Genomic DNA, 23,262 nt, shown 5'->3' with positions numbered 1-23,262 from the left:
GTACCCAGGCGCGCGAACGGCTTAAACCGGGGGTGGCCGTGACGCCGGATCGCGCACGGACCCCTCTCCGGAAGGCACCGACGACTCGGCGCCTGTGTCCATCACGTCGCGCCCCGGACGCAGGCGCAGCGCATTGCCAACCACCAGCAACGAGCTGAGCGACATGCCCAGCGCCGCCAGCCAGGGAGTCAGCAGCCCCGCCGCGGCTACCGGGAGGGCCACCAGGTTGTAGCCGATTGCCCAGGCGATGTTCTGCCGGATCACCCGCCGCGTGTGGCGCGCCTGGTCCAGCGCCTGCGGCAGGTGTTCCAGGCGATCCGAGAGCAGGACCAGGTCGGCCTGATTCTGCGCCAGCTGGGTGCCGCCGCCCATCGCCAGCGATACATCGGCCCCGGCCAGCACCGGGGCATCGTTGATGCCCTCGCCGGCCATCAGGACCACCCGGCCCTCTGCCTGGCGAGCGTCCACATAGGCGAGCTTCCCCTCCGGGGTCAGGCCACCCTCGGCTTCGGCGATGCCCATTTCCGCCGCGAAGGCCTGCGCGGCCTGCGGGCGGTCCCCGGTCAGCAAGACCACCCGCAAGCCGCGCCCCTGCAGATCGGCGATCACGTTCCGCGCCCCGGGACGCGGAGTGTCGGCCAGCCAGAACAGCGCGACCGGTTGGTCGTCGACCACCAGCCAGACCGGGGTGGCCAGGGGATAGCCCAGGGGTGCCTCCGGGCTGGGCGTATCGCGCTGCGGCAACATCGACGATCCACCAATGGCCACACGGTGGCCCTCTATGTGGCCAACGAGGCCGCGCCCGGGGAGGTTGCGAACCTCGCTGGCGACCACCGATGAGGACGTGGCCGGAGCGACCAGGGCGCGTGCCAGGGGGTGCTCGGAATGGGCCTCGAGCGCGGCGGCCCAGTCCAGCCAGTCAGCCCCCTCGGGCGTGGGCTGCAGCTCGGATTGTGCTACCAGACGCGGCATGCCGACGGTCAGGGTTCCGGTCTTGTCGAGACAGACCATATCGACGCGCGGCAAGGTCTCCAGGGCACTGCCGCGCGTAACCAGCAGACCGAGGCGCGACAACGCGCCGGTGGTGGCTGTCAGCGCGACCGGCGTCGCGAGCGCCAGGGCACAGGGGCAGGTGGCGACCAGCATGGCGACCATGACCCAGAGGGCCCGCGTCGGATCGATCCACGCATACCAGACCAGACCCGCCAGCGCCGTCAGGACCAGGACGGCACCCACAAACCAGCCGGTACCGGCCTCGGCGATCCGGGCCATCCGCGGCTTCTCGGTCTGGGCGCGATCGAGCAGGCGCTGGATCGCCGCCAGGGTCGTCTCGGCGCCGACGCGCTGGACCTCGATGGCGAGTGGGCCATCGACGTTCACGGTCCCGCCGGTCACGGGATCCCCGACGCGCACCGCGTGCGGCTCGGGCTCGCCGGTCAACAGGGCACGATTGACTGTCGACTCACCCTCGCACACCACGCCGTCCGTGGGGATGGTCTCGCCCGGGCGCACACGTACCCGATCCCCCGGCACCAGCTCGCCGACCGGGACCGCCTCGACGCGCCCCGCTGCATCCAGACGGTTGGCGATGGCGGGAACCAGGCGATCCAGGCGGTCAATGGCATGGCTGGCGTGCTGGCGCGCGATCAGCTCCAGATAGCGGCTGGTGAGCAGGAAGAAGACGAACATCACGACCGACTCGAAATAGACGTGCTCGCCGGTCCCGAGAATGACCGCGTACAGGCTGGCCAGGTAGGTCACGATGATCGCCAGACTCACGGGCACGTCCATCCCCAGCTGGCGATGACGCAGGTCGCGCCAGGCGCTTTGATAGAACGGGATCGCGGAATACAGGACGACCGGTGTGGTCAGCGCCGCCGCCACCCAGCGCATGAACTGGAGCAGGTCTTCGTGCTCGGTGTCCTCGGCGCCCAGCCAGAGCGCCACGGCCAGCATCATCACCTGCATCATCCCCAGGGCGGCAACGGCGATCCGGCGCAAGGCGAGGCCCCGTTCGCGGGCGATCGCCTGCTCGCGGGTTCCGGGGTCGTAGGGATGGGCGTGGTACCCGATGTCGCGGATCGCCTTGAGGATATCCGACAGGGCAATGCGCGCGGGGTCCCAGACGACCTGCGCGCGATGGGTGGAGTAATTCACGCGAAAGCTCTCCACGCCCGGAAGGGCCTGGACATGACGCTCGTTCAGCCATACGCAGGCCGCACAGGTGATGCCCTCGAGCATCAGGGCGGCCTCACGGCGGTCGCCCTCTGCGCCGGCGGGCGCGACGAACTGTTGCTGGACGCCGGGGTGATCGAACAGTTCGAGCTCGCGGAGCTCGTCGGGGATCAGGGGGCTGCCGGTGTCCGCCGGGGGGGCATCACGGTGATGGTAATAGGCCCCCAGGCCACGCTCGATGATCGCGCCGGCCACGGCCTGGCAGCCGGGGCAGCAGGTAGGTTCCACGCGGCCCTCGAACGTCACCGGGTAGCAGGCGCCTACCGGCACCTCCAGGCCGCAGTGGAAACAACGGGCCTCGGCCTCGGGCGTTGCCGGGCCCTGCGAGTCGGACGCGAGCGCCACGGCGGGAGCGCGGTGGGCTAACCGGGCTGGGCGCTACGCACGCGGGTGCGTGCCTGTTGCTCCAGAAGCTGCCCATCGTGCTGGACCTGGAAGCGCAGATCCCAGCGCCCCGGTGCCGGCAGCGCCACTTCGACCTGATACATGCCCTCGCCCATCGCCTGCATCTCGAAGCCCTGGTCGCGACGTTCGTCGGCCAGCCACATGAAAAGGCCGCGGATGCTGGCATCGTCGATCGGCTCGCCGTCCGCATCCCGCACCTCGACCTGCAGGGTGGCGGTCTCGCCCTCGGTGGGTCGGTCAACCCAGCCCTGTCGCACCTGCCAGCCCTTCTGTCGCTGTTCCTGCAGCTCCGAGACGCGGTGCACGGCGAGCGCCTGCTTGCGGCTCTCCATGCCGGCCACCGTGCCTGGGAAGGCGGAGGTCACCCGCTCGGCCCGGTTCTCCGGCTCCGGCAGGATCGAGCCGATGAACTGCTGCGGCATCCCGTTATGGGCGAGTGTGATCAGGACTGCCTGCACCGAGGCGACCATGGTGAAGAACCCCACCAATACCAACGGGGCCCAGTGCAGACGCCCAATCTTGGCCTTGCCACCACTTTCGACCTCGGCCTCCTTCTGGGTGAACACGATCCCCAGGCCGTAAGGCACGATGATGTAGAGCGCCAGATGAATGGCGAAGACGTCGGCCCCCTGCCAGGTCAGGATCGAATAGGGGATAAACACGAACAGCATGAGCGCGACGACCACGGCCGAGGTGCTGTAGGCCTTGAACCGCGTGAAGCGGTAGATCAGGGCGAACAGGATGGCCAGTGCCGCACTGCCGATGCCGAGGGTAATGACGAGATTGCTCATATGCTTTTCTTCGTTTCCTGCGTGAACGCAAGCTAGGCGCTTGCGGTGTGCCGCGCGAGTTCCGGCAGCTCGGTTACTGTTTCTTCGCCGGTGGCTGGCGGCAACGCTTGCTAGCGGTGACTGAACTGCGAGGTCACCTCGAGCGGTTCGATATGGCCGTCGCGGTCGGTGATCACGAAGCGGAAAGGCTGCGGCGAGGGAGTACCGGCGGGCACGTCGTGGCGCACACGCGCCACGACGGTCAGCCGCTCACCGGGCTCCAGACGGATGCGTTCCACCTGGCCCAGATCCAGTTCGGCGCCCTCCAGCCCCGCCAGGCCGATCTCGAAGTCCAGCTCCCGATCGGCGGTGTTGTTCAGGCGGATCTCGTAGCCGTTCTGGGTGCGACCATCGGACATCTGGACGTAGAGCGGCTGGCGCACCTGGTTGACGTTGGCGTCCACCGGCGGGCGCCCGAGAATACTGCCGACCAGCGCCACGATCACGATCAGCACGGCGGCCCCGTAGCCAAGGGTCTTGCCGCGCAGGACATGGGTCTTCCCGCCCTCCTGCTCGCGCTCGGAGGTATAGGCGATCAGGCCGCGGGGCCAGCCCTGCTTGTCCATAATGGTGTCGCAGGCATCAATACAAAGTGCGCAGTGGATGCACTGGAACTGCAGCCCGTCGCGGATATCGATGCCCGTCGGGCACACCTGAACGCAATAGCCGCAGTCGATGCAGTCACCCACCCCGGCGGCCTGGCGTTCCTCGCGGGTCTTCAGACCGGCCTTGACCTTGGAGCGCCCGGCGGTACCTTCCCCGCGCGCCTCTTCATACGACACGATCATGGTGTCGCGGTCGAACATCACGCTCTGGAATCGGGCGTAGGGGCACATGAAGGTGCAGACCTGTTCGCGCGCCAATCCGGCAAAGGTGTAGGTCGTCGCCGTCAGGATGCCCGCAGTCAGGTAGGCCGCGTAGACCGCCTGACCCGTAAAGAAGTCGCTCACGATCGAGGGGGCATTCCCCCAGTACAGGATGAAACCGAGGCCGGTGGCAAAGGCCACGAGCAGCCAGGACAGGTGGGTCAACCCGTACTTGAACAGCTTTTCGCCAGTCCAGGGCTGCTTGGCCAGGCGCAGGCGGGCGGGCCGTTCACCCTGGATCTTGCGCTCCAGCCACATGAAGACGTCGGTCCACAGGGTCTGGAAGCAGAAATAGCCACAGAACACCCGTCCGGCGACGCCCGTGACGAAAAACAGCAGCAAGGCGGCCACGAGCAGGAAGCCGGCCAACCAGAAGATGTCCTGCGGGTAGACGACCAGATCGAAGATGTGAAACTGCCGGCCCGGGATGTCGAACAAGACCGCCTGATTGGGGCCGTATTCGCGCTCCCAGCGGACCCAGGGCAGGCCGAAGAACACACCGTAGGCGAGCAACAGGATGCCGGTCTTCAGATTGCGGAAACGCCCCTTGACCGACCGCGGATGGATCGGGATGCGTGCCTCGTACAACGGCTGGGCCTGGGACATCAAAACCTCCCGGAGTTCAATCCGGCAGAGTGGGGCGGCCGCAAGGCGCGCCCCGGGATCGGGTTCCTTCCAAAAAAGCAGGGGCGCCCTCGGGCGTCAAACAACCCGGCGGGCACCCCTGTAGTTATCGCGGCGAGCGCCCGGCCCCGGGGCTCACCATACGGTCAACAGTTTCGCGCTTACTGCCCGCCACCCAACGAATGCACGTAGGCCGTCAGCATCTTGATCTCCGCATCGGACAGACGATCCCCGAACGCAGGCATCTCGCGCTGGGCGCCGTTGCGAATGAAGTTCGCCACCAGACGCTGACGCTCGCTGTCGCTTTCCGCACCGCGCACGTCCACCAGACCCCAGAGATCATTGGTCAGGTTGGGCGCGCCCTGGGAGGCCAGGCCCTGGGCATCCATGGCGTGGCACTGGAAGCAGCCGCCGTCCGTACCGGTGAAAATGCGTTCGCCGGCGTCCGCTTCTTCTTGGTCGACGCTGTAGTCGTTGAGCGACAGCACGTACGCTGCGACCTGATTCAGCTGGTCGCCGTCGAGGGTGTCGCGGTAGCCCGGCATGTAGCCCAGGCGACCCTGGTGCAGGGTTTCCTCGATCTGCTCCACGGTGCCACCCCACTTCCAGTGGTCGTTGCGCAGGTTCGGGTACTGCCCGACCACGCCGGCACCGCCAACCTGATGGCAGGCGGCACACCAGGTGCCGAAGGAACCCTGGGCGTAGGCGTTGACGAAGCTCATGCTCTCGGCGTCCTGCAGGATGGTTTCGTAATCCTGGGCCGCGACTTGGTCAAGCATCTCGCGCTGACGCACCGCGTAGGTGCCGGTCTGCATGTCCTTGGCCAGCAGCGCACGGGTGTTCCAGTGCATCGTCCGCTCTTCGCCACCCTGCTCGAAGGTGATGGTGTTGAAGCCCTTGGTAAAGCTGTCACCGATCGGCCAGGCCGGGTAGATCAGCCAGTACACCACGGCAAACACGATCGTGGCGTAGAAACCCCACAGCCACCAGCGCGGGAGCGGGTTGTTGTATTCCTGGAGGTTCCCGTCCCAGACGTGCCCAGTGGTCTCGACCTGGTTCGGGTCCTTTTCGCGGTTGTCCTGTGTGCTCATTGCTCGTCACTCTTGGTTTTGTCACGCCGGGCCACGGGCTCCCGATGTGAATCATCGTCATCCAGAGGAATATAGCGATACGTCTCGAACTTCCGGGCCCGCTGACGGTTGGCAAACAGGAAGATCACGACCCCGATAAAGGTACCCATGAAGAGCAACAGGGCGACCATCTTGCTGTTGCCCATGTCCGTGATCCATTCCCACAGTCCCATCATGTTCGCGCCCGCTCCTCCTTACCGGAACTCGGCAAAGTGTCCGTCGTCGTATTCGCTGAAGTCGACCATGGTCCCGAGCACCTGGAGATAGGCGACCATTGCGTCCATCTCGGTGACCGTCCCGGGGTTGCCGTCGAAGTTCCCCGCCTGGGCCTGGCGAACCAGGTTGTCCTCGGCGTCACGGATGTCGAACATCCGGGCGTGCTCTTCGCCGAACCGCTCGACGTTGGCCTCGTATTCCTCTTCGGTGAGCGAGTACGGCACACCGACCCGCTTCAGCGCGACCATCCGGCGGTCGATATCGGAGTAGTCAAGCGGGGTTTCTGCCAGCCAGGGGTAGCCCGGCATGATCGACTCCGGCACCAGCGACTGCGGATCGATCAGGTGCTGAACCTGCCATTCGTTGGAGTACTTGCCGCCAACTCGGGCGAGGTCCGGACCGGTGCGCTTGGAGCCCCACTGGAACGGATGGTCGTACTGCGACTCGGCCGCCAGCGAGTAGTGGCCGTAGCGCAGCATCTCGTCACGGAACGGACGCACCATCTGCGAGTGGCAGGTGTAGCAGCCCTCGCGAACGAAGATGTCGCGACCACGCTGTTCCAGCGGGGTGTAGGGACGCACGCCGTCCACTTCCTCGATCGTGTCGTCGATGTAGAACAACGGCACGATCTCGACCAGGCCGCCGACGCTGATCACCGCAAGGGTGAGGATGATCAGCAGGCCGGCATTGGTTTCAACGCTTTCATGCTTCATGGATCTATTCTCTCCCTAATCAGGCCGTGCGGGCTTCGGTGGACGCAGCCTGGGCCTCGCGGGCCTCGGCCTTGATGCCCGAGCGAACGGTCATCGCGATGTTGAACGCCATGATCAGCATGCCGGCGAGGAAGAACCCGCCACCAATGGCGCGCACCACGTACGGCTTGTGCAGGAACACCACCGACTCGGTGAAGGTGTAGGCAAGGTTCCCGTACTGATCGAAGGCACGCAGCATCAGACCCTGACCGATACCGGCCACCCACATCGCGGTGATGTACAAGACGATCCCGATGGTCGCCAGGAAGAAGTGCACGTACACCAGCTTCAGGCTGTACAGGTTCACGTTCCACAGGCGCGGCATCAGGTGGTACAGGGAGCCGAAGGTGATCATCGCCACCCAGCCCAGCGCACCGGAATGCACGTGGCCCACGGTCCAGTCGGTGTAGTGCGACAACGCGTTCACGCTCTTCAGCGACATCATCGGACCTTCGAAGGTCGACATGCCATAGAACGCCAGCGCGGTGATCAGGAACAGCATGATCGGGTCGGTGCGCAGCTTATCCCAGGCGCCCGACAGGGTCATGATGCCGTTGATCATGCCACCCCAGGAAGGCAGCAGCAGCAGGATGGAGAAGGTCGCCGCCAGGGTGGAGACCCAGTCCGGCAGGGCGGTCCAGTGCAGGTGGTGCGCGCCCACCCACATGTACAGAAAGACCAGCGCCCAGAAATGGATGATGGACAGCTTGTACGAGTAGATCGGACGCCCGGCCTGCTTCGGCACGAAGTAGTACATCATCCCGAGGAAGGCCGCGGTCAGGAAGAAGCCCACCGCATTATGGCCGTACCACCACTGAGTCATCGCATCCTGCACCCCAGAGAAGATGGAGTAGGAATGCGGGTGGAACAGACCCACCGGCACCTGGATGTTGTTGAAGACGTGCAGCAGCGCGGTCGCCAGGATGAAGGCCATGAAGAACCAGTTCGCCACATAGATGTGCGGCTGGTTCCGGCGCAGCAGGGTCATCAGGAAGACCATGAAGTAAGCCACCCAGACAACCAGGATGATGATGTCGATCTGCCAGTTGAATTCGGCGTACTCGCGGCCCTGGGTGATCCCCATCATGTAGGTGATCACGCCAAGGATCAGTGCCAGGTTCCACCCGTAGAAGGTGAAGCTCGCCATGGAATCACTCCACAGGCGGGTCTGACAGGTCCGCTGAACCACGTAATACGAGGTGGCGAACAGCGCGTTACCCCCGAACCCGAAGATCACGGCCGTGGTATGGACCGGACGGAAACGCCCGAAGGTGATCTGCGCGATATCGAAATTCAGGAACGGGAACGCCAGTTGCGAGGCGATCCAGACGCCGGCGGCCATCCCGAACACGCCCCAGAGGACGGCGGCAATGGCAAACCGCTTGATAATCGCGTAGTTGTACTGCTCGGAAGTCGCGACTGACGCTGCGGGTGCGGCACCCGCCGTAGTGGCTGCTTGTGACATGACTTTTCCACCTTGCTGCGGGGAACACGGATGTCCCGATGGTTCGGGGGCGTGAACTCTACCCCATTCCGGGCCCACAAAAAACCAATACCGCCTGTGTCACTCGGATATTGAGTGCGATTGGCGGAACTTTTGACCGCTTCGATAATACATCGGTCATACACCTCCAGGCGAGAGGGCGCCGGGCCGATTCGTTGATCTGGATCAACGAATCGGCTGGACCGGGATCACCCGCCCCGCCGGGCGCGATGGCGGCGGGGCATCCGGCACCCAGGCATGGCCATAGACCACCTCCCAGGTTGCCGGAAGGCGACCCTCCACGCCGAAGTCGCGCGCGTAGGCCTCGGCCACCGCAACCAGGCGGCGCGGACCGAACAGTCCGGGCGACCGGCCCGACAGGGCATTGCGCACCCCAACCCCGCGCAGGTCACGAATCAACCCGGTCAGATCCGGGTAGGTCAGGGTCAGGGCCTCCTGGTCCATCACCGGATCGGCAAACCCGGCGCGCACCAGGGCATCGCCAATGTCGTGCATATCCATGAAGGCGTTCACATGCGTCCCCGCCCCACCGTCCACCGTCGCGAAGGCGGCCCGCAGCTCACGCAGGGTGTCAGGACCGAAGGTGGTGAACATCCACAGCCCGCCCGGGCGCAGGATACGCCGCACCTCCATGAAGGCCTGATCCAGGCTGGCGCACCACTGCAGGGCGGAACTGGAAACCGCCAGGTCGAAGGATTGCTCCGCCAGCGGCAGCGCCTCGAGATCGCCGCAGACCACCTGCGGCCGGCGCAGCCAGCGCCCGCGGCGGCGCGCCCGCGCGACCATCTCCGGGGCGAAATCGACCCCGGCCAGGCGGGCTTTGCGGTAGCGGCGGCTCAAGTGGTCCAGGGCCTCGCCGATGCCGCAGCCGAGATCCACAACCTGTTCCGGCTGCATGCGAACCCAGTCCAGCCGCCCCAGCATTCGCTCCTGCACCTCGCGCTGCAGGACTGCGTGCTCCTCGTAGGTGGAGGCCGCCCGCGCGAAGGCCTCGCGGACCCGCGCCTTGTCGAGATCGAAACTGTCGGGTCGGCTCATGCGGATTTCCCTGCGCTGCACTGATTCAAGAACTCGACGACCAAACCGGCCAAGGATTGCGGGCGCGCGAACCACTCCGCGTGGCCGCCCACGCCGCGGACGACCCGACTGGCGGGTCGCAGCCTGTGCAGGTCGTCCGCCACGGCGGCCGGCACCAGCGCATCGCCGGCCTCCAGCCAGGCCGCCGCCGGCACCTCCAGGCCCGCCCAGACGGACCGAAGATCCGCCGCCTCCAGTAGCGCGAGGCCGGCCTCCAGGCCCTCGGGCGAGGCTGGAGCGGCCTGTAACTGCAACACCAGCCGGCGGGCGAGCGAAGCGGCATCCTGGCTGCCACGTGCACAGAGCATCGCCAGGCGGCGCTCCAGCCGCCGGCGACCACCCCCGAGGGCTGCACGAAAATCTTCCAGCTCGGCCGGGGGCAGGGCCGCCGGCCAGTCGTCGGCCTTCGCAAAGCGCGGCGAGGCCCCGATCAGCAGCAGCCCCTGGGGCCCCGACCACTGGCGCGCGGCGGCCAGCGCGACCAGGCCGCCCAGGGACCAGCCCGCCCACACCGGACACTCGACATCCGCTGGCAGCGAAGCGATCAACGCCGCCGCGGTGCGCTCGGCATCCGCCAGCGTCTCGCCATCGCCGGCGGCCCCGTGCCCGGGCAGGTCCGGCGCCAGCACCCGTGTCACACCCGGGAGCGCGGCCCGCAGCGGCGCCCACACCGCGCCAGAGAAGCCCCAGCCATGCAGGAGCACCAGCGTCGGAGCACCGCCCTGCGATTGCGCGGCAGGCACGTCAGCGCCCTGAACGGCGGCCACCGGCTTGCGTATCATGTGCGGTCGAATCCTCTCGCCAATCCGCGCAGGCAGGCTGACCGCTCATGGGCATCACAATCGGCATCATCATCGCGTATCTACTGGGATCGCTTTCCACGGCCATTCTGGTCAGCAAGCTGCTGCGCCTGCCGGACCCGCGCACCACCGGCTCGAAGAACCCCGGCGCCACCAATGTACTGCGCTCGGGCGGCAAGACGGCGGCCATCATCACGCTCATCGGGGATGTCGGCAAGGGCTGGCTGCCGGTGTTCGTCGCCCTGCAACTGGACCTGTTCCCCGGCTGGGCGATCGGCCTGATCGGCCTGGCCGCCTTCCTCGGGCACGTGTTCCCGGTGTTCTACCGCTTTCAGGGCGGCAAGGGCGTGGCCACCGCACTGGGCGTGATGCTCGCCATCAGCCCGCTGGTCGGCGGCCTGGTCCTGCTCACCTGGCTGGTCGTTGCCGCCATCTGGCGCTATTCGTCGCTGGCTGCCCTGGTCGCCGCCGGCATGGCCCCGGTGTACATGGTCCTGCTGGGCATGGACCACTGGATCAGTGCCGCCGTGGCCCTGATGAGCGTGATCCTGTTCATCCGTCACGACAGCAACATCCGCCGCCTGATGCGCGGGGAGGAATCGCGGATCGGCCAGAAGGACAAGGCCCCGGCGGCGCCGAAGGAGTAACCCTTCGGCCTGCGGACGGGTTTACAGCCCCATCCGCAGCCCCCTTCATGCCGCCGCGGGCGGCGCCAGCTCCGCCAGCGGCCAGCGCGCCCGCGCCGCCACCACCGGCGCCCCGGTTTCCGCCACCTGGCCAGCCTGCAGTCGCCGCAGGCCGGCCAGCGCGATCATTGCCCCATTGTCGGTGCAGAATTCGGGCCGCGGGAAATACACTGGCACCCCCTGACGCTGCGCCATGGCCTTGAGCCCGGCGCGCAATGTCGTGTTGGCCGCCACGCCACCGGCGACCACCAGCGCCGGGGCCCCGGTTTGCTCCAGGCCGCGCCGGGTCTTCTCCACCAGGGTGTCGGTCACCGCTTCCTCGAAGGCGCGGGCGACATCCTCCGGCCGGTAGACCTGTTTCTTCAATGCGGTCAGCACCGCGGTCTTCAGACCGGAGAAGCTCATGTCCAGCCCCGGGCGGTCGAGCATCGGGCGCGGCAGGCGCAGGGCGTCCGAGCGCCCCTGCTCGGCCAGACGCGCGAGCGCCGGCCCACCCGGATAGCCCAGCCCCAGCAGCTTGGCGGTCTTGTCGAAGGCCTCGCCCGCGGCATCGTCGATGCTCTCGCCGATCAGGTCGTAGTCGCCCAGGGCACGCGCGTGAATCAGCTGGGTATGCCCGCCGGAGACCTGCAGCACCAGGAACGGGAAATCGAGCCCGGTATCCTCCAGAAACGGCGCCAGCAGGTGGCCCTCCAGGTGATGCACGGCCAGCGCCGGGATGCCCCAGCCCCAGGCCAGGGAGCGCGCCACCGAGGCCCCGGTCAGGAGCGCCCCCAGCAACCCCGGCCCACCGGTGTAGACCACCGCATCCAGGTCGTGGCCGTCCACGCCCGCCTCGTCCAGCACCGCGCGCACCAACGGCAGCAACCGCTGGATATGATCGCGCGAGGCCAGCTCCGGCACCACGCCGCCGTAGACGGCGTGCAGGTCAGTCTGGCTGTACAGCCGGTGCGCAAGCAGGCCCCGGTCCGCGTCGATCAGCGCCACACCCGTCTCGTCGCAGGAAGTCTCGATGCCCAGTACGATCATTGCGCAAGCATGCCGGGTTTCACGGGCCGCACCAAGCAGCCCCTGTGCGTCCGCGCCATTGCGTGGGGGCAAGCGCTCACAGTCGCCCCCGGCGATCCGGGATCCCGTCCAGCGGCAGATGTGCACAATCGCGGCCCAGGGCCATCACCTGAAAACGCTCGCCCATCTCCCCGGGCAGCGTCAGCATGCGCACGGCCTGGGCGGCCTGCATGGTCACACGGGCATCCTCGCCGCTGCCGACGCGGGCCTCGAAACGCCCTGGCAGCCCCGCCCCCAGCAGGAATTCGCCCTGCGCGGCATAGGCCAGCACGTCGAGACCCGCGGCGTCCGCCGCCTCTGCAACCCCGGTGAAATCCACGCTCGCGGTCAGATCCATCAGGCCCGGATAAGCCAGCGGGTCCTGGATCATCTGCTGGCGGTAATACCCCACCAGCGTACCCTGGTGACGCTCCGGGGCGTAGTAGGCGCTGCGCGGAAAGCCATAGTCCACGATCACGGCGACCCCCTGCTCCAGGAAGTCGGCCAGCGCGGTCACCCACGCGGCCTGGGCCGGGCGCCATTCGGAGAGGTAGCCCTCGGGCCACGGGCCATGCTCGGCCTGGAGCCGCGCCACCGGCTCGGCGAGGCCGGGCGGGGCCGGGCGCTCGGCCAGGCTCAGGGTGCCGGCGGCATCGGTCGTGATCCCGACCTGCCAGACCCGGCCTTCACGCCAGCGGAAGAGCTCCACCGGCAGGGCATCCAGGACCTCGTTGGCCAGCACCACACCGCGCAACGGGGTCTCGGGCAGGGCATCCAGCCACGCCACCCGGGCGTACTCCGCGGGTTCAAGCGCAGCCTCCAGGTGGACCTGCTGCCGCGCCCGCAGGTCCGGACTGACCTCGACGATCCAGTAGCGCTCCCACGCCACCCCGAGTTCGCGCAGCGTGGTGATCACATCCCCCGCGAGCCGCCCGCTGCCGGCGCCGAATTCGAGCAGTGTGCCGGTGCCGTTCAGATCGTCCCGCAACACCGGGGCCAGCCAGGTCGCCAGGGTCTCGCCGAACAGGGGCGACAGCTCCGGCGCGGTGACGAAATCGCCCCCCTCGCCCAGCTTGTGGGCCCCGTTCACGTAATAGCCAAGCCCCGGCGCATACAGCGCGGCCTGCATGTAATCGACGAACGGAAGGAACCCCTCGCCGGCGACGACACTCTGTTGCAGGGAGGCCTGCAGACGCCGGGCGATATCGGCGGCCACCGGATCGGCCGGGGCGTTTGTGCTAGGTTTCGGCGGCATCATGACGACGAATGGTACCAACCCGGGGGCAGGCGTGACGCAGGTACAATCCGACAGCATGGACACGACTGCCGGGGAGGCACGGGTGGTGCTGGTCACCGGGGCCGCCCGGCGGGTCGGCGCAACCATCGTGCGCGGGTTGCACGCAGCCGGGTTGCGGGTACTGATCCACTACCGCGGCTCGCGCACGGATGCCGAAGACCTCGTCGCGGAACTGAACGCGAAGCACCCGGACAGCGCCCGCGCCCTGCAGGCCGACCTCCTCGACCTGGAGGCTATCGAACGCCTGGCGCGCGAGGCCGAGGCGGCCTGGGGCCGCCTGGACTTCCTGGTCAACAACGCCTCGACCTTCTACGCCACCGCCGTGGGCGAGATCACCCAACAGAGCTGGGACGACCTGATCGGCTCCAACCTGAAGGCCCCGACTTTCCTCACCCAGGCCTGCAATCCGGCGTTGCAGCGTGAGCAGGGCGCGGTCGTCAATATCGTCGACATCCATGCGCTGCGCCCGCTAAAGGGCTTCCCGGTGTACTCGGCGGCCAAGGCCGGTCTGTGGGCGCTGACCCAGGCCTACGCCCGCGAGCTGGGGCCGGACGTGCGGGTCAACGGCGTTGCCCCCGGCGCGATCCTCGCCCCCGAGGAGGCCGAAAACACTGGCACCCACGAGGCAATGATTGAACGCACCGCACTCAAGCGCGAGGGAAGCCCGGAGGACATCGCGCGCACCGTGCGCTTCCTGCTGCTGGACGCGCCCTACATCACCGGCCAGGTGATCCCGGTGGACGGCGGCCGGTCGGCATCGCAGTAGCCGCGCCCCCGTCCCGCCGCGCTACACTGGTCCCAACCGAGCATTTGCGCCAGGAGACTGCAGCATGATCGATTCCAAACGCTTCGACGACCTTGCCCGCCGCATCACCGAAAGCCTGCCGGAGTCGGTACGCCACATGCAGGAGGACGTGCAGCGCCAGGTCCGCTCGTCGCTGCAAAGCGGCTTCGAACGCATGGACCTGGTGACCCGCGAAGACTTCGACATCCAGGTGGCCCTGCTGGAACGTACCCGCGAACGCCTGGCGGAGCTGGAGGCGCGCGTCGCCGCGCTGGAAGCCCGCCCGAGCGACGAATCCGGGCAGTAACCACCACCTGAATCCACCCGCCGGGCACGGATGCCGGGCGGCAGAACGGAGGGGCACGGATGCCCGTCACTATCGCCTACGCCCGCGCCATCGACGGCATTCACGCCCCGCTGGTCACCATCGAGACCCACCTGGCCAACGGGCTGCCCGCCTTCCAGATCGTGGGCCTGCCCGAGGCCGCGGTGCGCGAAAGCCGTGATCGCGTGCGCGCGGCGATCCAGACCAGCGGCTTCGAGTTTCCACGGCGCCGCATCACCGTCAACCTGGCCCCCGCCGACCTGCCCAAGGACGGCGGCCGCTTCGATCTCGGCATTGCGCTGGGCATCCTGGCCGCCAGCCAGCAGATCCCGGGCGCAGCGCTGGCCCGGCACGAGTTTCTCGGCGAGCTGGGGCTGGACGGCACCTTGCGCCCGGTGGGCGGCACCCTGGCTGCCGGACTTGCGGCAGCCAACGCCGAGCGGGCGCTGGTGGTGAACCCGGAGGATGGGGCGGAGGCGGCCCTCGCCAGCCGCGCCCGGGTTCTCACCGGCTCGCACCTGAGCGCCGTCTGCGCCGCGCTGGCGGGGCGCGAGGCCCTGGTGCCGGCACAACCGCCCGAGCCTTCCGCACCCGCGCACCCCGACCTCGCCGACGTGCGCGGCCAGCACCAGGCGCGCCGGGCCCTGGAGATAGCGGCCGCCGGCGGGCATCACCTGCTGATGGTCGGCCCACCCGGGAGCGGCAAATCCATGCTGGCCGCGCGCATCCCCGGCATCCTGCCGTCAATGGACGAGGACGAGGCCCTGGAGACCGCGGCCATCCACAGCCTGCGCGGCAGTTCGCACCTGCGCCGGGACTGGCGCGCGCGTCCGTTCCGGTCCCCGCACCACACCGCCTCGGGCGTCGCGCTGGTCGGTGGCGGCAGTACGCCACGCCCCGGCGAGATCTCGCTCGCGCACCAGGGCGTATTGTTCCTCGACGAACTCACCGAATTCAGCCGCTCGGTGCTCGACGTACTGCGCGAGCCGCTGGAGAGTGGCGTCATCCACATCTCGCGCGCGGCCCGCCAGGCCGAGTTTCCGGCCCGCTTCCAGCTGGTCGGTGCGATGAACCCCTGCCCACAGGGCTTCGATTGCGACCTCGCCGAACGCTGCGAATGCACCCCGGAGCAGCGGGCCCGTCACCGCAAGCGCCTGTCGGCACCGCTACTCGACCGGATTGACCTGGCCATCGAGGTCCCGCGTATCCCGCCCGGGGACCTGGCGGGATCGGCCGACGCATCCGAAGACTCGGCCTCCGTGGCGAAACGCGTGGCGCGGGCCCGCAAGGTGCAGCGCGAGCGCCAGAATGGACTGAACAGCGCACTCGATGGCTCAGCCCTGGACCGGTACGCCGCCCTCGGCACGGCTGACCGGGAGCTGCTGGACAAGGCTGCGGAACGCTTCCGGCTCTCCGCGCGGGCCTACCACCGCATCCTGCGGGTAGCGCGCTCCATTGCCGATCTCAACGGCGCCGAGGCGATCGCGACCCAGCACCTGACCGAGGCTCTGAGCTACCGCGCCCTGGACCACTGGCGCACGCAATAGGCGCCGCCAAAGAAAAACCCCGCCCAGGCGATACCTGGGCGGGGTTTTGTAGTGCCATTGCTACGGGGTCGATCAGTCTTCGAACGTCGCCACGTAGACGGCCAGGTCGGCGATGTCCTCGTCCGACAGGTTGGCGGCATTCGGCGCCATCAGGGCGGTCTGGTCGCCAACGGTCTCGCCGGCGCGGTAACGCACCAGCTTGTCGGCAATGTACTCGGCATCACGACCGGCCAGCTTCGGGAACACCGGGGTACCCTGGCCCTGCGCACCATGGCAGGCAATACAGGTGTTGTAACTCGACTGGCCGCGCTCCGCATCGCCATCTTCAACCGCGATGGTGGCAACCGCTTCGGCCTCTTCTTCGGCCGCCGCTTCGCCAGTCTCGGTAGTAGCGACCGGCTCTTCGCCCTCGGCAGCATCTTCAGCGGCGGTGTCGCCATTGCCGTTATCGCTGCCTTCATAGTCGTGATCGACCCCGGCCTGGTCCAGCATGTAGGCGACCACGTCGCGCATCTGCTCGTCGCTCAGGCTGGAATCGCCACCGCGCGCCGGCATGGCGCCGATGCCGTTGATCGAGTTGGCGAACAGGGTATCCAGGCCCTTGTCGTTCAGGCGGTTGCTCCACTCGTCGGTGTCGTCTTTGAGCGGGGCGCCGGAAACACCAGCGTCATGGCAGGCCGCGCAGACGTTCGAGTAGAGGTCGCCCGGGCTCAGGTCCGCGGCTTCCTCGGCGCTATCCACCTGGCCGGACACCACCTGACCGATCGGCGCGATGCGCTGGGCGACGCGCTCGTCACTCACGGTGTCGGGCTGGGACACCTGCATGCCGGCAAGCCAGCCGGCCAGGTGCGACACCAGGAAAAGGACCGTACCCAGCAAGGCCAGGGACGCAATAAACAGCAACACCTTGTTCCCGGTGTCCATCTTGATCGGTTGATTTCCCACTTCTCTCCCTCCGAGATCCCGGCCTTGAGCGGCCATGTGGTGTGCTATTCGAAAGCCCTCGCGCATCAAGCGCAAATCGGGCGCAGAGTATAGGGCATCATGCAAACCACGACCACAAACCGAGTGTGGCGGTCAAATATGGCTGGACGCGTCAAAGCTCGCGCCCGTATCATTGCAGGTCTTGCGCCCGTAGCTCAGCTGGATAGAGTACTGCCCTCCGAAGGCAGGGGTCGCAGGTTCGAATCCTGCCGGGCGCGCCATCATGACGACGAAGAAGGGCCCATTGTATGGGCTCTTCTTCGTTATGCGGATGGATCCCGGAGCCGGACGCCCCCTTCTCCAGCCGAGGCCCGCTGAACGGGACAACCGATCCGCCCCACCATGACAATCCCCAGTCTCTGCACATCGCAGACGACCGCCTTGCCCTCGCACTGCCCGATCAGACAACAGGCCCTACGGCCGCAGCCGGCAGCTCGACCTGCTGACACTGGCTCATGATCTGCATGAGAACGATCACGCGCTCTTCTCCGGTACGGGCGAGAAACAAGGCCTCGCGCCCCTGGAACGGCCCATCCGTGATGGTGACCGGCTGCTGCGGGGCAAAGTCACTGTCACGGGTAAGGTCGAGACAGCCGCTCTCGGGGTCCAAGCGCAGGCGGATCCCCTCGATAACCGGCTCGGGAACCGGCACCGGGCTGGAGCCAAAGCGCACCAACCCAAGCACGCCGCGCGTGGAGCGAATTGGGGCCCAGTTTTCTGCGACGTCGCAAAGCTGTGCGAAAAGGTAGCGCGGAAACAGGGACTCGGTGACGGCGGTGCGACGCCCCCTGCGGCGAATGGGCCGGCGGATCAGCGGCCGGAACGTGCGATAGCCCTGGCGGTCGAGATTCGCCTCGGCGCGGGCTTCTTCCCGGGGTTTGCATTGGATGGTGTACCAGTGTTTCAAGGGGACCTCTTCGCAGCAGTGCGCCGGCAATTGCGCACCAGCCATAGCATCAGCTCACTCTAATGATAGGCCGACTGGCAGCGAACGTGCGTAGTTGCATCACGAAACTGGATGCACAGGGTTGCCGGGGCGATCGGCTACTGCCTTGATCTGGATCAAATTCGGCAGCCCGGGGCAGCGCTAGCTTCAGAGGTGCAACAACACCTCAGGAGAACCCTCATGCTGACCGAAATCATGTTCCAGTCGCCCATCGGCATTCTGACCATCATCACCCTGCTGGGGATCGTGGCCTTCTTTGGCTACGTGGGCTATTACATCATCCACGGCATGCGCCAGGACGAGCAGCGCGAGTAAGACATCCGCGCCCGACGGCCAGCGGCCACGACGGGCGCCCATGAAAACGCCCGCGCAAGGCGGGCGTTCGATGTGCCACTTCAGCCAGCGGGGCTCAGGTGTGCTGGTCCCCGTGGTACAAGCGCACGACGTGCCGGGCCTCGGCGAAGAACAGCCAGCGCTCCATGATCACACCCGCCAGGGCCGCGACCAGGCCGAGCCAGGCCACGATGGCCGGCACGCCGGACAGGATCGCGGCGAACACCAGGATCGGGGTACCGAACGCGAGCAGGAACACGCCCATCTTCAGGGTGTCGGTGGTGTTCTTGCCTGCATCGTAGCCAAACTCGTCGGTCAGGAAGGTACCGGCGGTATGCCCGGTATCCAGCAACCGCACGGTCGCGCGGTTGAAGGTGGTGGCGGTGTTGATGGTCGGGCCGGTCACGCGGGAGATCCAGAAGTAGTAGATCCCCTTGAGGACGCCAGCGATCAGCAGCAGCACGATGGCCACGCCCGCATGCATCGCGGTGGCGTTGCCGAACACACTGGCAATGGCGGCGAAGGCGACGGCACCGGTGGCCACACCCAGAAGGATGTAGTTGGCCGGGGTCAGCGCGGTGTTCCACTGGCGGATGGTCTTCAGGCAGCCGTAGATCATCCCGGTGGAGAACAGCGTGACCACCGCCAGCACGGCGGCGATGGCGCCAGCCACTGCGGCCAACGGACCGACTTCGTGGCCCTGCAGCAGCACGCCGAGGCCATAGATCGCGGCGAACGGGTAGAACAGCACGGCAAATACCGCCTCGCGCGAGAGCCAGGAGGTCTTGAAGCGCATGAAGGAACGCCAGGCGTTCTTCTTGTTCGCCAGGTGGCCGGTGGACAGCATGAGCCCGACGGTGATCATGCCCAGGGCCGCAACCCCGTGCGCGATCAGCTCGCCATGGCTCATGACCGGACCGATGCCCGCGAGATGGAAGGCCACCAGCAACAGGAACAGGCCGTAGCCCGCACCGGAGATGACAGTAAACAGAATGACGGAAAACGCCGGATGCATGGTTTTCTCTCCCCGATCGGGCGCGCTTAGCGCGCCACCATCTTGTTGACCCAGTCCTTCACCGAGGTGATCAGCGTGTTGGCACGCACGTCGTCGGTGGGGATGGAACGGGTGATCCGCGGCGGCAGATAGGTGTTGACCGGCTTGTAGCCAAGCTCGGGCATCTGCTTCACACCGCCACGTTCGCGGACCAGGCGGCTCACCTCGGAGGCGTCGTCATCAAAGTCGCCGAAGAAGCGCGCGTGCGCCGGGCAGGTGATGACGCAGGCGGGCTGACGCTCTTCCGGCGGCAGCTGCTCGTCGTAGATGCGGTCCACGCACAGCGTGCACTTCTTCATCACGCCGTCTTCGCGGTCCAGCTCGCGGGCGCCGTACGGGCAGGCCCAGGCGCAGTAGTTGCAGCCCATGCACTTGTCCTGGTCGACCAGCACGATGCCGTCTTCCGGGCGCTTGTAGGAGGCACCGGTGGGGCAGACGTTCACGCAGTCGGCATGCTCGCAGTGCATGCAGGACATCGGGATGTTGACGGTCTTGTTGTTGGGGTAGTCCCCGACCTCGTAGTGGCGGATGCGGTTGAACCACACGCCGCTCGGGTCCTCGCCGTAGGGGCGATAGTCGGTCAGCGGACCCGTGGTGCCGCTGGTGTTCCACTGCTTGCAGGCCACCGCGCAGGCATGGCAGCCCACGCAGGTGTCCATGTCGATTACGAGTCCAAGTCGCATGGTTGGTACTCCCTCAAATCGTTCGTGCGGGCAAGCCCCGCGATGGCCTTGAGGCCGTCGCGGAACCGGGCCGGATCAGTTTTTCTCGTCGTCCAGCGAACCGCGCGTGAGCACGTCGCGGATGTCGCGGTTCAGGTGCACGGGCTTGTGCGCGTGGTAGCGCAGCTGGTCCGGCGATTCGGACATGCCCGGCGTGGCCTTCACCTCGTCGAACTGCGGCCAGGCGCTCTGCTCGTCGGGACCGGCCGGGGTGATCTTGACCTTGAGGTCGTACCACGCGGCCTGCCCGGTGACCGGGTCGGAGTTGGTGATGTTGTCGATCGGGTCGCCCTTCTTCGGGAGCAGCTCGCTGATCAGGTGATTCATCAGGAAGCCCTTCTGCGACTCGTTCGCCTCCGGCTTCAGGCCCCAGGCGCCCTTCTGCTTGCCGATGGCGTTCCAGGTCCAGACGGTGCTGGGCTCGCAGCCCTCGATCAGCTTGACCTGCACGCGAATCTTGCCGTTGTGCGACTCCAGCCACACCCAGGACAGATCCTCGATGCCCATGGACTCCGCCTTCTGACGGTTCATGTACAGGTAGTTCTGGGCGCAGATCTGGCGCAGCCAGGCGTTCTGCGAATCCCAGGAGTGGTACATGAACATCGGACGCTGGTTGACCGCGTAGAACGGGTACTCGTCCTCGTCGATCCGGGTCTGCTCCAGCGGCTTGTGCCAGATGGGCAGCGGATCGAAGTACTGGGTCAGCCGGTCCTTGTGCTCCTGCTTGGTCGGTTGCGGGCCGTCGTACAGGCCCTGGCCGGCCAGCTTGAAGCGCTGCTGGGTCTCGGAGTAGATCTCGATCGTGATCGGATCGGTCTTGCCTACCCAGCCGGCGTGCTTGGCCAGCTCCAGGTAGTCCTTGTTGGCGTAGCGGTAGAACTGCTGATTCGGCGCCAGGTGGTACAGGAAGAACCCCTGGTTCTCGATGTACGCCTCCCACTGCTTCGGGTTCGGCTCGCCGCGCAAGTGGCTCTGGCCGTCCTTGCCGCGATAGCCGGACAGGAAGCCGATGCCCGGCTCCTTCTCGAAGTTGACGATGAAGTCCTTGTAATCCGAGAACTTGCGGCTGCCATCGTCCTTGGTGAACGCCGGGAACTTCAGGCGCCCGGCCAGCTCGACCATGACCTCCTGCCACGGCCGCACGTTGCGATCGGGCTCGAGGATCGGGTGGCGGATGGAGTCCGCCGCCGCGGCCGGCTCGGAGATCGGGCGGTCGAGCATGGAGATGGTGTCGTAGCGCTCCAGATAGGTGGTATCCGGCAGCACCAGGTCGGCGAAGCTGACCATCTCGGAATTGAACGCATCCGAGACCACCAGGAACGGGATCTTGTACTCGCCGTTCTCGTCCTTGGACCGCAGCATGTCCATCACTTCGGCGGTGTTCATCGTGGAGTTCCACGACATGTTCGCCATGAAGAAGATCAGGGTGTCGATCGGGTACGGGTCGGCGTTGACCGCGTTGGTCACCACCATGTGCATCATGCCGTGGTTGGACACCGGCGCATCCCAGGAGAAGGCCTTGTCGATGCGCAGCGGGTTGCCGTCGTCATCGATGACCAGATCCTCCGGCGCGGTCGGGAAACCGAGCGGCGGGCTCTTCAGCGGGGTGTTCGGGGCGCATTCCTTGGCCGGCTTGATGCCCGGCGGGATGTGCTTCGGATACGGCGGCTTGGCCAGGTGACCGCCGGGGCAGTCCACCGAGCCGAGCATGATCTGCAGCAGGTGAATCGCGCGGCAGGTCTGGAATCCATTGGAGTGCGCGGAGATGCCGCGCATCGCGTGCATGGACACCGGACGCCCGAACACCTTGTCGTGCTTGCGGCCCCAGGAGTCGGTCCACTCGATGTCGAGCTCGATGGTCTCCTTGAACGCGACGTGGGCCATCTCCAGCGCCAGGCGCTCGGTCTGCTCGGCCGGGATGCCGGTCACCGCGGCGGTATTCTCCGGGGAATACTCGTCCGCCAGGTAACGTTCGGCCAGCAGGGTCATCACGGTCTTGACCGGGCGGCCGTCCGGGGCGGTGTACTCGCCGAACAGGGCCGGCTTGATGTCGACCTGGCTGCCGTCGACGAAGGCCTCCTTCTCCAGTTCCCAGACCTGCGGGTTGCCGGCCTCGTCACGCAGGATCAGGCCGTCGCCCTTCTGGCCCGGGGTCTGTACGACCAGCTGGGTGGCGTTGGTGTAGCGCACCAGGAAGTCCCAGTCGAACTGGTCGTTCTTCAGCAGCACGTGCAGCATCGACAGCGCGAACAGGCCGTCGGTGCCGGGCTTGATGCCCACCCACTCGTCGGCGATCGCCTGGTAGCCGGTGCGCACCGGGTTGATCGCGACGAACTTGCCGCCGCTGCGCTTGAGCTTTTCCAGCCCGATCTTGATCGGGTTGGAGGCATGGTCTTCCGCCACACCCCAGAGCATGTGGTACTTGGTGCGATCCCAGTCGGGGTCGCCGAATTCCCAGAAGGCGAAGCCAGTGGTGTACAGGCCGCCGGCGGCCATGTTCACCGAGCAGAAGCCACCGTGGGCCGCCCAGTTGTAGGTACCGAACTGGGTTGCCCACAGGCCGGTCAGGGCCTGCATCTGGTCACGGCCGGTGAAGAACGCCAGCTTGCGCGGGTCGGTCTCGCGGATCTTCTGCAGGCGCGCGGACAGGGTGTCCAGCGCCTCGTCCCAGGAGATCGGCTCAAACTCGCCAGCACCGCGCTCGGTGCCCGGCTTGCGGCGCATCGGCTGGTGCAGGCGCGCCGGGGACTGCTGCTTCATGATCCCCGCGTTGCCCTTGGCGCAGAGCACACCCTTGTTGATCGGGTGGTGCCGATTCCCCTGGATGTAGCGGACCTTGTTGTCCTGGACGGTAACCTTGATACCGCAACGACAGGCGCACATGTAGCAGGTGGTGTACTTGATCTCCTGCTCGCCGTGCTTTTCGAATTCGGGCAACGCGCTCATGGGGGCGACCTCGTGATCTCGGTTCAGTTATGCATCGCGCATTGTGGACGGAGCGGACACATTCTGCCAACGAGTCTTTTCTATTTGCGGATAAACCAGAATTATCGGGTGAAGATTTTTTTTATTGTGACCCGAATCCACAGATGATTTGC

21 protein-coding genes and 1 tRNA gene are annotated in these 23,262 nt (G+C 66.7%); 6 read left to right on the top strand and 16 right to left on the bottom strand.

What is annotated here, in order from left to right; translation table 11 throughout:
• Nucleotides 1-21 precede the first annotated feature (21 nt).
• From F792_RS0106650 to F792_RS0106610, 9 genes are all read right to left on the bottom strand, one after another.
• Nucleotides 22-2,580, bottom strand: coding sequence for a heavy metal translocating P-type ATPase (locus F792_RS0106650; RefSeq protein WP_018168911.1), 2,559 nt, complete (start codon nt 2,578-2,580; stop codon nt 22-24).
• Nucleotides 2,581-2,597: 17 nt separating this feature from the next.
• Nucleotides 2,598-3,431 (bottom strand): FixH family protein, encoded by an 834-nt coding sequence (locus tag F792_RS0106645; RefSeq protein WP_018168910.1) that lies wholly within the window; start codon nt 3,429-3,431, stop codon nt 2,598-2,600.
• Nucleotides 3,432-3,541: 110 nt separating this feature from the next.
• Nucleotides 3,542-4,942, bottom strand: coding sequence for a cytochrome c oxidase accessory protein CcoG (gene ccoG, locus F792_RS0106640; RefSeq protein WP_018168909.1), 1,401 nt, complete (start codon nt 4,940-4,942; stop codon nt 3,542-3,544).
• Between the two features lie 179 nt (nt 4,943-5,121).
• Nucleotides 5,122-6,051, bottom strand: coding sequence for a cytochrome-c oxidase, cbb3-type subunit III (gene ccoP / locus F792_RS0106635; RefSeq protein ID WP_018168908.1), 930 nt, complete (start codon nt 6,049-6,051; stop codon nt 5,122-5,124).
• Nucleotides 6,048-6,266 (bottom strand): cbb3-type cytochrome c oxidase subunit 3, encoded by a 219-nt coding sequence (locus F792_RS0106630; protein WP_018145085.1) that lies wholly within the window; start codon nt 6,264-6,266, stop codon nt 6,048-6,050. Before F792_RS0106630 ends, ccoP begins: the two co-directional genes overlap by 4 nt.
• An 18-nt stretch (nt 6,267-6,284) precedes the next feature.
• Entirely contained in the window at nt 6,285-7,019 is a 735-nt protein-coding gene (ccoO, locus tag F792_RS0106625; protein WP_018168907.1) for a cytochrome-c oxidase, cbb3-type subunit II, read from the bottom strand.
• Between the two features lie 19 nt (nt 7,020-7,038).
• Nucleotides 7,039-8,523, bottom strand: coding sequence for a cytochrome-c oxidase, cbb3-type subunit I (gene ccoN / locus F792_RS0106620; RefSeq protein ID WP_018168906.1), 1,485 nt, complete (start codon nt 8,521-8,523; stop codon nt 7,039-7,041).
• 204 nt (nt 8,524-8,727) lie between these two features.
• Nucleotides 8,728-9,600 (bottom strand): malonyl-ACP O-methyltransferase BioC, encoded by an 873-nt coding sequence (gene bioC, locus F792_RS0106615; RefSeq protein ID WP_018168905.1) that lies wholly within the window; start codon nt 9,598-9,600, stop codon nt 8,728-8,730.
• Nucleotides 9,597-10,421: an alpha/beta fold hydrolase gene (locus tag F792_RS0106610; RefSeq protein ID WP_018168904.1), complete on the bottom strand. Its 825-nt coding sequence runs from the start codon at nt 10,419-10,421 to the stop codon at nt 9,597-9,599. The genes bioC and F792_RS0106610 overlap by 4 nt, the downstream gene beginning before the upstream one ends.
• A 47-nt stretch (nt 10,422-10,468) precedes the next feature.
• Between F792_RS0106610 and plsY the strand changes: the two genes are divergently transcribed.
• Nucleotides 10,469-11,086 (top strand): glycerol-3-phosphate 1-O-acyltransferase PlsY, encoded by a 618-nt coding sequence (gene plsY / locus F792_RS0106605; RefSeq protein ID WP_018168903.1) that lies wholly within the window; start codon nt 10,469-10,471, stop codon nt 11,084-11,086.
• Nucleotides 11,087-11,131: 45 nt separating this feature from the next.
• Here plsY and tsaD read toward each other — a convergent pair whose 3' ends face one another.
• Entirely contained in the window at nt 11,132-12,154 is a 1,023-nt protein-coding gene (gene tsaD / locus F792_RS0106600; protein WP_018168902.1) for a tRNA (adenosine(37)-N6)-threonylcarbamoyltransferase complex transferase subunit TsaD, read from the bottom strand.
• Nucleotides 12,155-12,230: 76 nt separating this feature from the next.
• On the bottom strand, nt 12,231-13,430 hold the full coding sequence (locus F792_RS0106595; protein WP_038084454.1) for a class I SAM-dependent methyltransferase: 1,200 nt from the start codon (nt 13,428-13,430) through the stop codon (nt 12,231-12,233).
• Nucleotides 13,431-13,512: 82 nt separating this feature from the next.
• On the opposite strand from F792_RS0106595, the gene F792_RS0106590 reads away from it, so the two are divergent.
• The 3 genes from F792_RS0106590 to F792_RS0106580 all read left to right on the top strand — a co-directional run bounded on the left by F792_RS0106590 (nt 13,513) and on the right by F792_RS0106580 (nt 16,125).
• Entirely contained in the window at nt 13,513-14,235 is a 723-nt protein-coding gene (locus F792_RS0106590) for a pteridine reductase (RefSeq protein WP_026305918.1), read from the top strand.
• A 64-nt stretch (nt 14,236-14,299) separates the two neighbouring features.
• The gene (locus F792_RS0106585) at nt 14,300-14,560 is read left to right on the top strand and encodes an accessory factor UbiK family protein (protein WP_018168899.1); all 261 of its coding nucleotides are present in this window, start codon (nt 14,300-14,302) and stop codon (nt 14,558-14,560) included.
• 59 nt (nt 14,561-14,619) lie between these two features.
• On the top strand, nt 14,620-16,125 hold the full coding sequence (locus F792_RS0106580) for a YifB family Mg chelatase-like AAA ATPase (RefSeq protein WP_018168898.1): 1,506 nt from the start codon (nt 14,620-14,622) through the stop codon (nt 16,123-16,125).
• Between the two features lie 72 nt (nt 16,126-16,197).
• On the opposite strand, the gene F792_RS0106575 is transcribed toward F792_RS0106580, so the two are convergent.
• Nucleotides 16,198-17,070, bottom strand: a complete 873-nt coding sequence (locus F792_RS0106575) for a c-type cytochrome (protein WP_018168897.1) — start codon at nt 17,068-17,070, stop codon at nt 16,198-16,200.
• Between the two features lie 183 nt (nt 17,071-17,253).
• On the opposite strand from F792_RS0106575, the gene F792_RS0106570 reads away from it, so the two are divergent.
• Nucleotides 17,254-17,330 (top strand) — tRNA-Arg (locus F792_RS0106570).
• Between the two features lie 179 nt (nt 17,331-17,509).
• Here the strand turns inward: F792_RS0106570 and rfaH are convergent.
• On the bottom strand, nt 17,510-18,061 hold the full coding sequence (gene rfaH / locus F792_RS0106565; RefSeq protein ID WP_018168896.1) for a transcription/translation regulatory transformer protein RfaH: 552 nt from the start codon (nt 18,059-18,061) through the stop codon (nt 17,510-17,512).
• 174 nt (nt 18,062-18,235) lie between these two features.
• Here rfaH and F792_RS15055 point away from each other — a divergent pair, with 174 nt between their 5' ends.
• Nucleotides 18,236-18,370 (top strand): hypothetical protein, encoded by a 135-nt coding sequence (locus F792_RS15055; protein WP_018168895.1) that lies wholly within the window; start codon nt 18,236-18,238, stop codon nt 18,368-18,370.
• A 94-nt stretch (nt 18,371-18,464) separates the two neighbouring features.
• On the opposite strand, the gene F792_RS0106555 is transcribed toward F792_RS15055, so the two are convergent.
• From F792_RS0106555 to F792_RS0106545, 3 genes are all read right to left on the bottom strand, one after another.
• Nucleotides 18,465-19,403: a DmsC/YnfH family molybdoenzyme membrane anchor subunit gene (locus F792_RS0106555; RefSeq protein ID WP_018168894.1), complete on the bottom strand. Its 939-nt coding sequence runs from the start codon at nt 19,401-19,403 to the stop codon at nt 18,465-18,467.
• Between the two features lie 26 nt (nt 19,404-19,429).
• On the bottom strand, nt 19,430-20,125 hold the full coding sequence (locus F792_RS0106550) for a 4Fe-4S dicluster domain-containing protein (protein WP_038032074.1): 696 nt from the start codon (nt 20,123-20,125) through the stop codon (nt 19,430-19,432).
• A 75-nt stretch (nt 20,126-20,200) separates the two neighbouring features.
• Nucleotides 20,201-23,110, bottom strand: coding sequence for a molybdopterin oxidoreductase family protein (locus F792_RS0106545; protein WP_018168893.1), 2,910 nt, complete (start codon nt 23,108-23,110; stop codon nt 20,201-20,203).
• Nucleotides 23,111-23,262: the final 152 nt, after the last annotated feature.

The sequence above is a fragment of the Thioalkalivibrio sp. ALMg9 genome (assembly GCF_000380625.1).
Classification (GTDB): domain Bacteria; phylum Pseudomonadota; class Gammaproteobacteria; order Ectothiorhodospirales; family Ectothiorhodospiraceae; genus Thioalkalivibrio; species Thioalkalivibrio versutus.
The sequence above is the reverse complement of the archived record's forward strand: the minus strand, read 5'-3'. Positions and strand labels throughout refer to the sequence as shown.

Coding starts and splice junctions, on each gene's coding strand:
- plsY (WP_018168903.1), top strand. CDS start 10,469: ATGGGCATCACAATCGGCATCATCATCGCGTATCTACTGGGATCGCTT.
- F792_RS0106645 (WP_018168910.1), bottom strand. CDS start 3,431: ATGAGCAATCTCGTCATTACCCTCGGCATCGGCAGTGCGGCACTGGCC.
- F792_RS0106555 (WP_018168894.1), bottom strand. CDS start 19,403: ATGCATCCGGCGTTTTCCGTCATTCTGTTTACTGTCATCTCCGGTGCG.
- F792_RS0106595 (WP_038084454.1), bottom strand. CDS start 13,430: ATGATGCCGCCGAAACCTAGCACAAACGCCCCGGCCGATCCGGTGGCC.
- ccoN (WP_018168906.1), bottom strand. CDS start 8,523: ATGTCACAAGCAGCCACTACGGCGGGTGCCGCACCCGCAGCGTCAGTC.
- F792_RS15055 (WP_018168895.1), top strand. CDS start 18,236: ATGCTGACCGAAATCATGTTCCAGTCGCCCATCGGCATTCTGACCATC.
- F792_RS0106550 (WP_038032074.1), bottom strand. CDS start 20,125: ATGCGACTTGGACTCGTAATCGACATGGACACCTGCGTGGGCTGCCAT.
- ccoO (WP_018168907.1), bottom strand. CDS start 7,019: ATGAAGCATGAAAGCGTTGAAACCAATGCCGGCCTGCTGATCATCCTC.
- rfaH (WP_018168896.1), bottom strand. CDS start 18,061: ATGGCTGGTGCGCAATTGCCGGCGCACTGCTGCGAAGAGGTCCCCTTG.
- tsaD (WP_018168902.1), bottom strand. CDS start 12,154: ATGATCGTACTGGGCATCGAGACTTCCTGCGACGAGACGGGTGTGGCG.
- ccoG (WP_018168909.1), bottom strand. CDS start 4,942: ATGTCCCAGGCCCAGCCGTTGTACGAGGCACGCATCCCGATCCATCCG.
- bioC (WP_018168905.1), bottom strand. CDS start 9,600: ATGAGCCGACCCGACAGTTTCGATCTCGACAAGGCGCGGGTCCGCGAG.
- F792_RS0106630 (WP_018145085.1), bottom strand. CDS start 6,266: ATGATGGGACTGTGGGAATGGATCACGGACATGGGCAACAGCAAGATG.
- F792_RS0106585 (WP_018168899.1), top strand. CDS start 14,300: ATGATCGATTCCAAACGCTTCGACGACCTTGCCCGCCGCATCACCGAA.
- F792_RS0106545 (WP_018168893.1), bottom strand. CDS start 23,110: ATGAGCGCGTTGCCCGAATTCGAAAAGCACGGCGAGCAGGAGATCAAG.
- F792_RS0106610 (WP_018168904.1), bottom strand. CDS start 10,421: ATGATACGCAAGCCGGTGGCCGCCGTTCAGGGCGCTGACGTGCCTGCC.
- ccoP (WP_018168908.1), bottom strand. CDS start 6,051: ATGAGCACACAGGACAACCGCGAAAAGGACCCGAACCAGGTCGAGACC.
- F792_RS0106580 (WP_018168898.1), top strand. CDS start 14,620: ATGCCCGTCACTATCGCCTACGCCCGCGCCATCGACGGCATTCACGCC.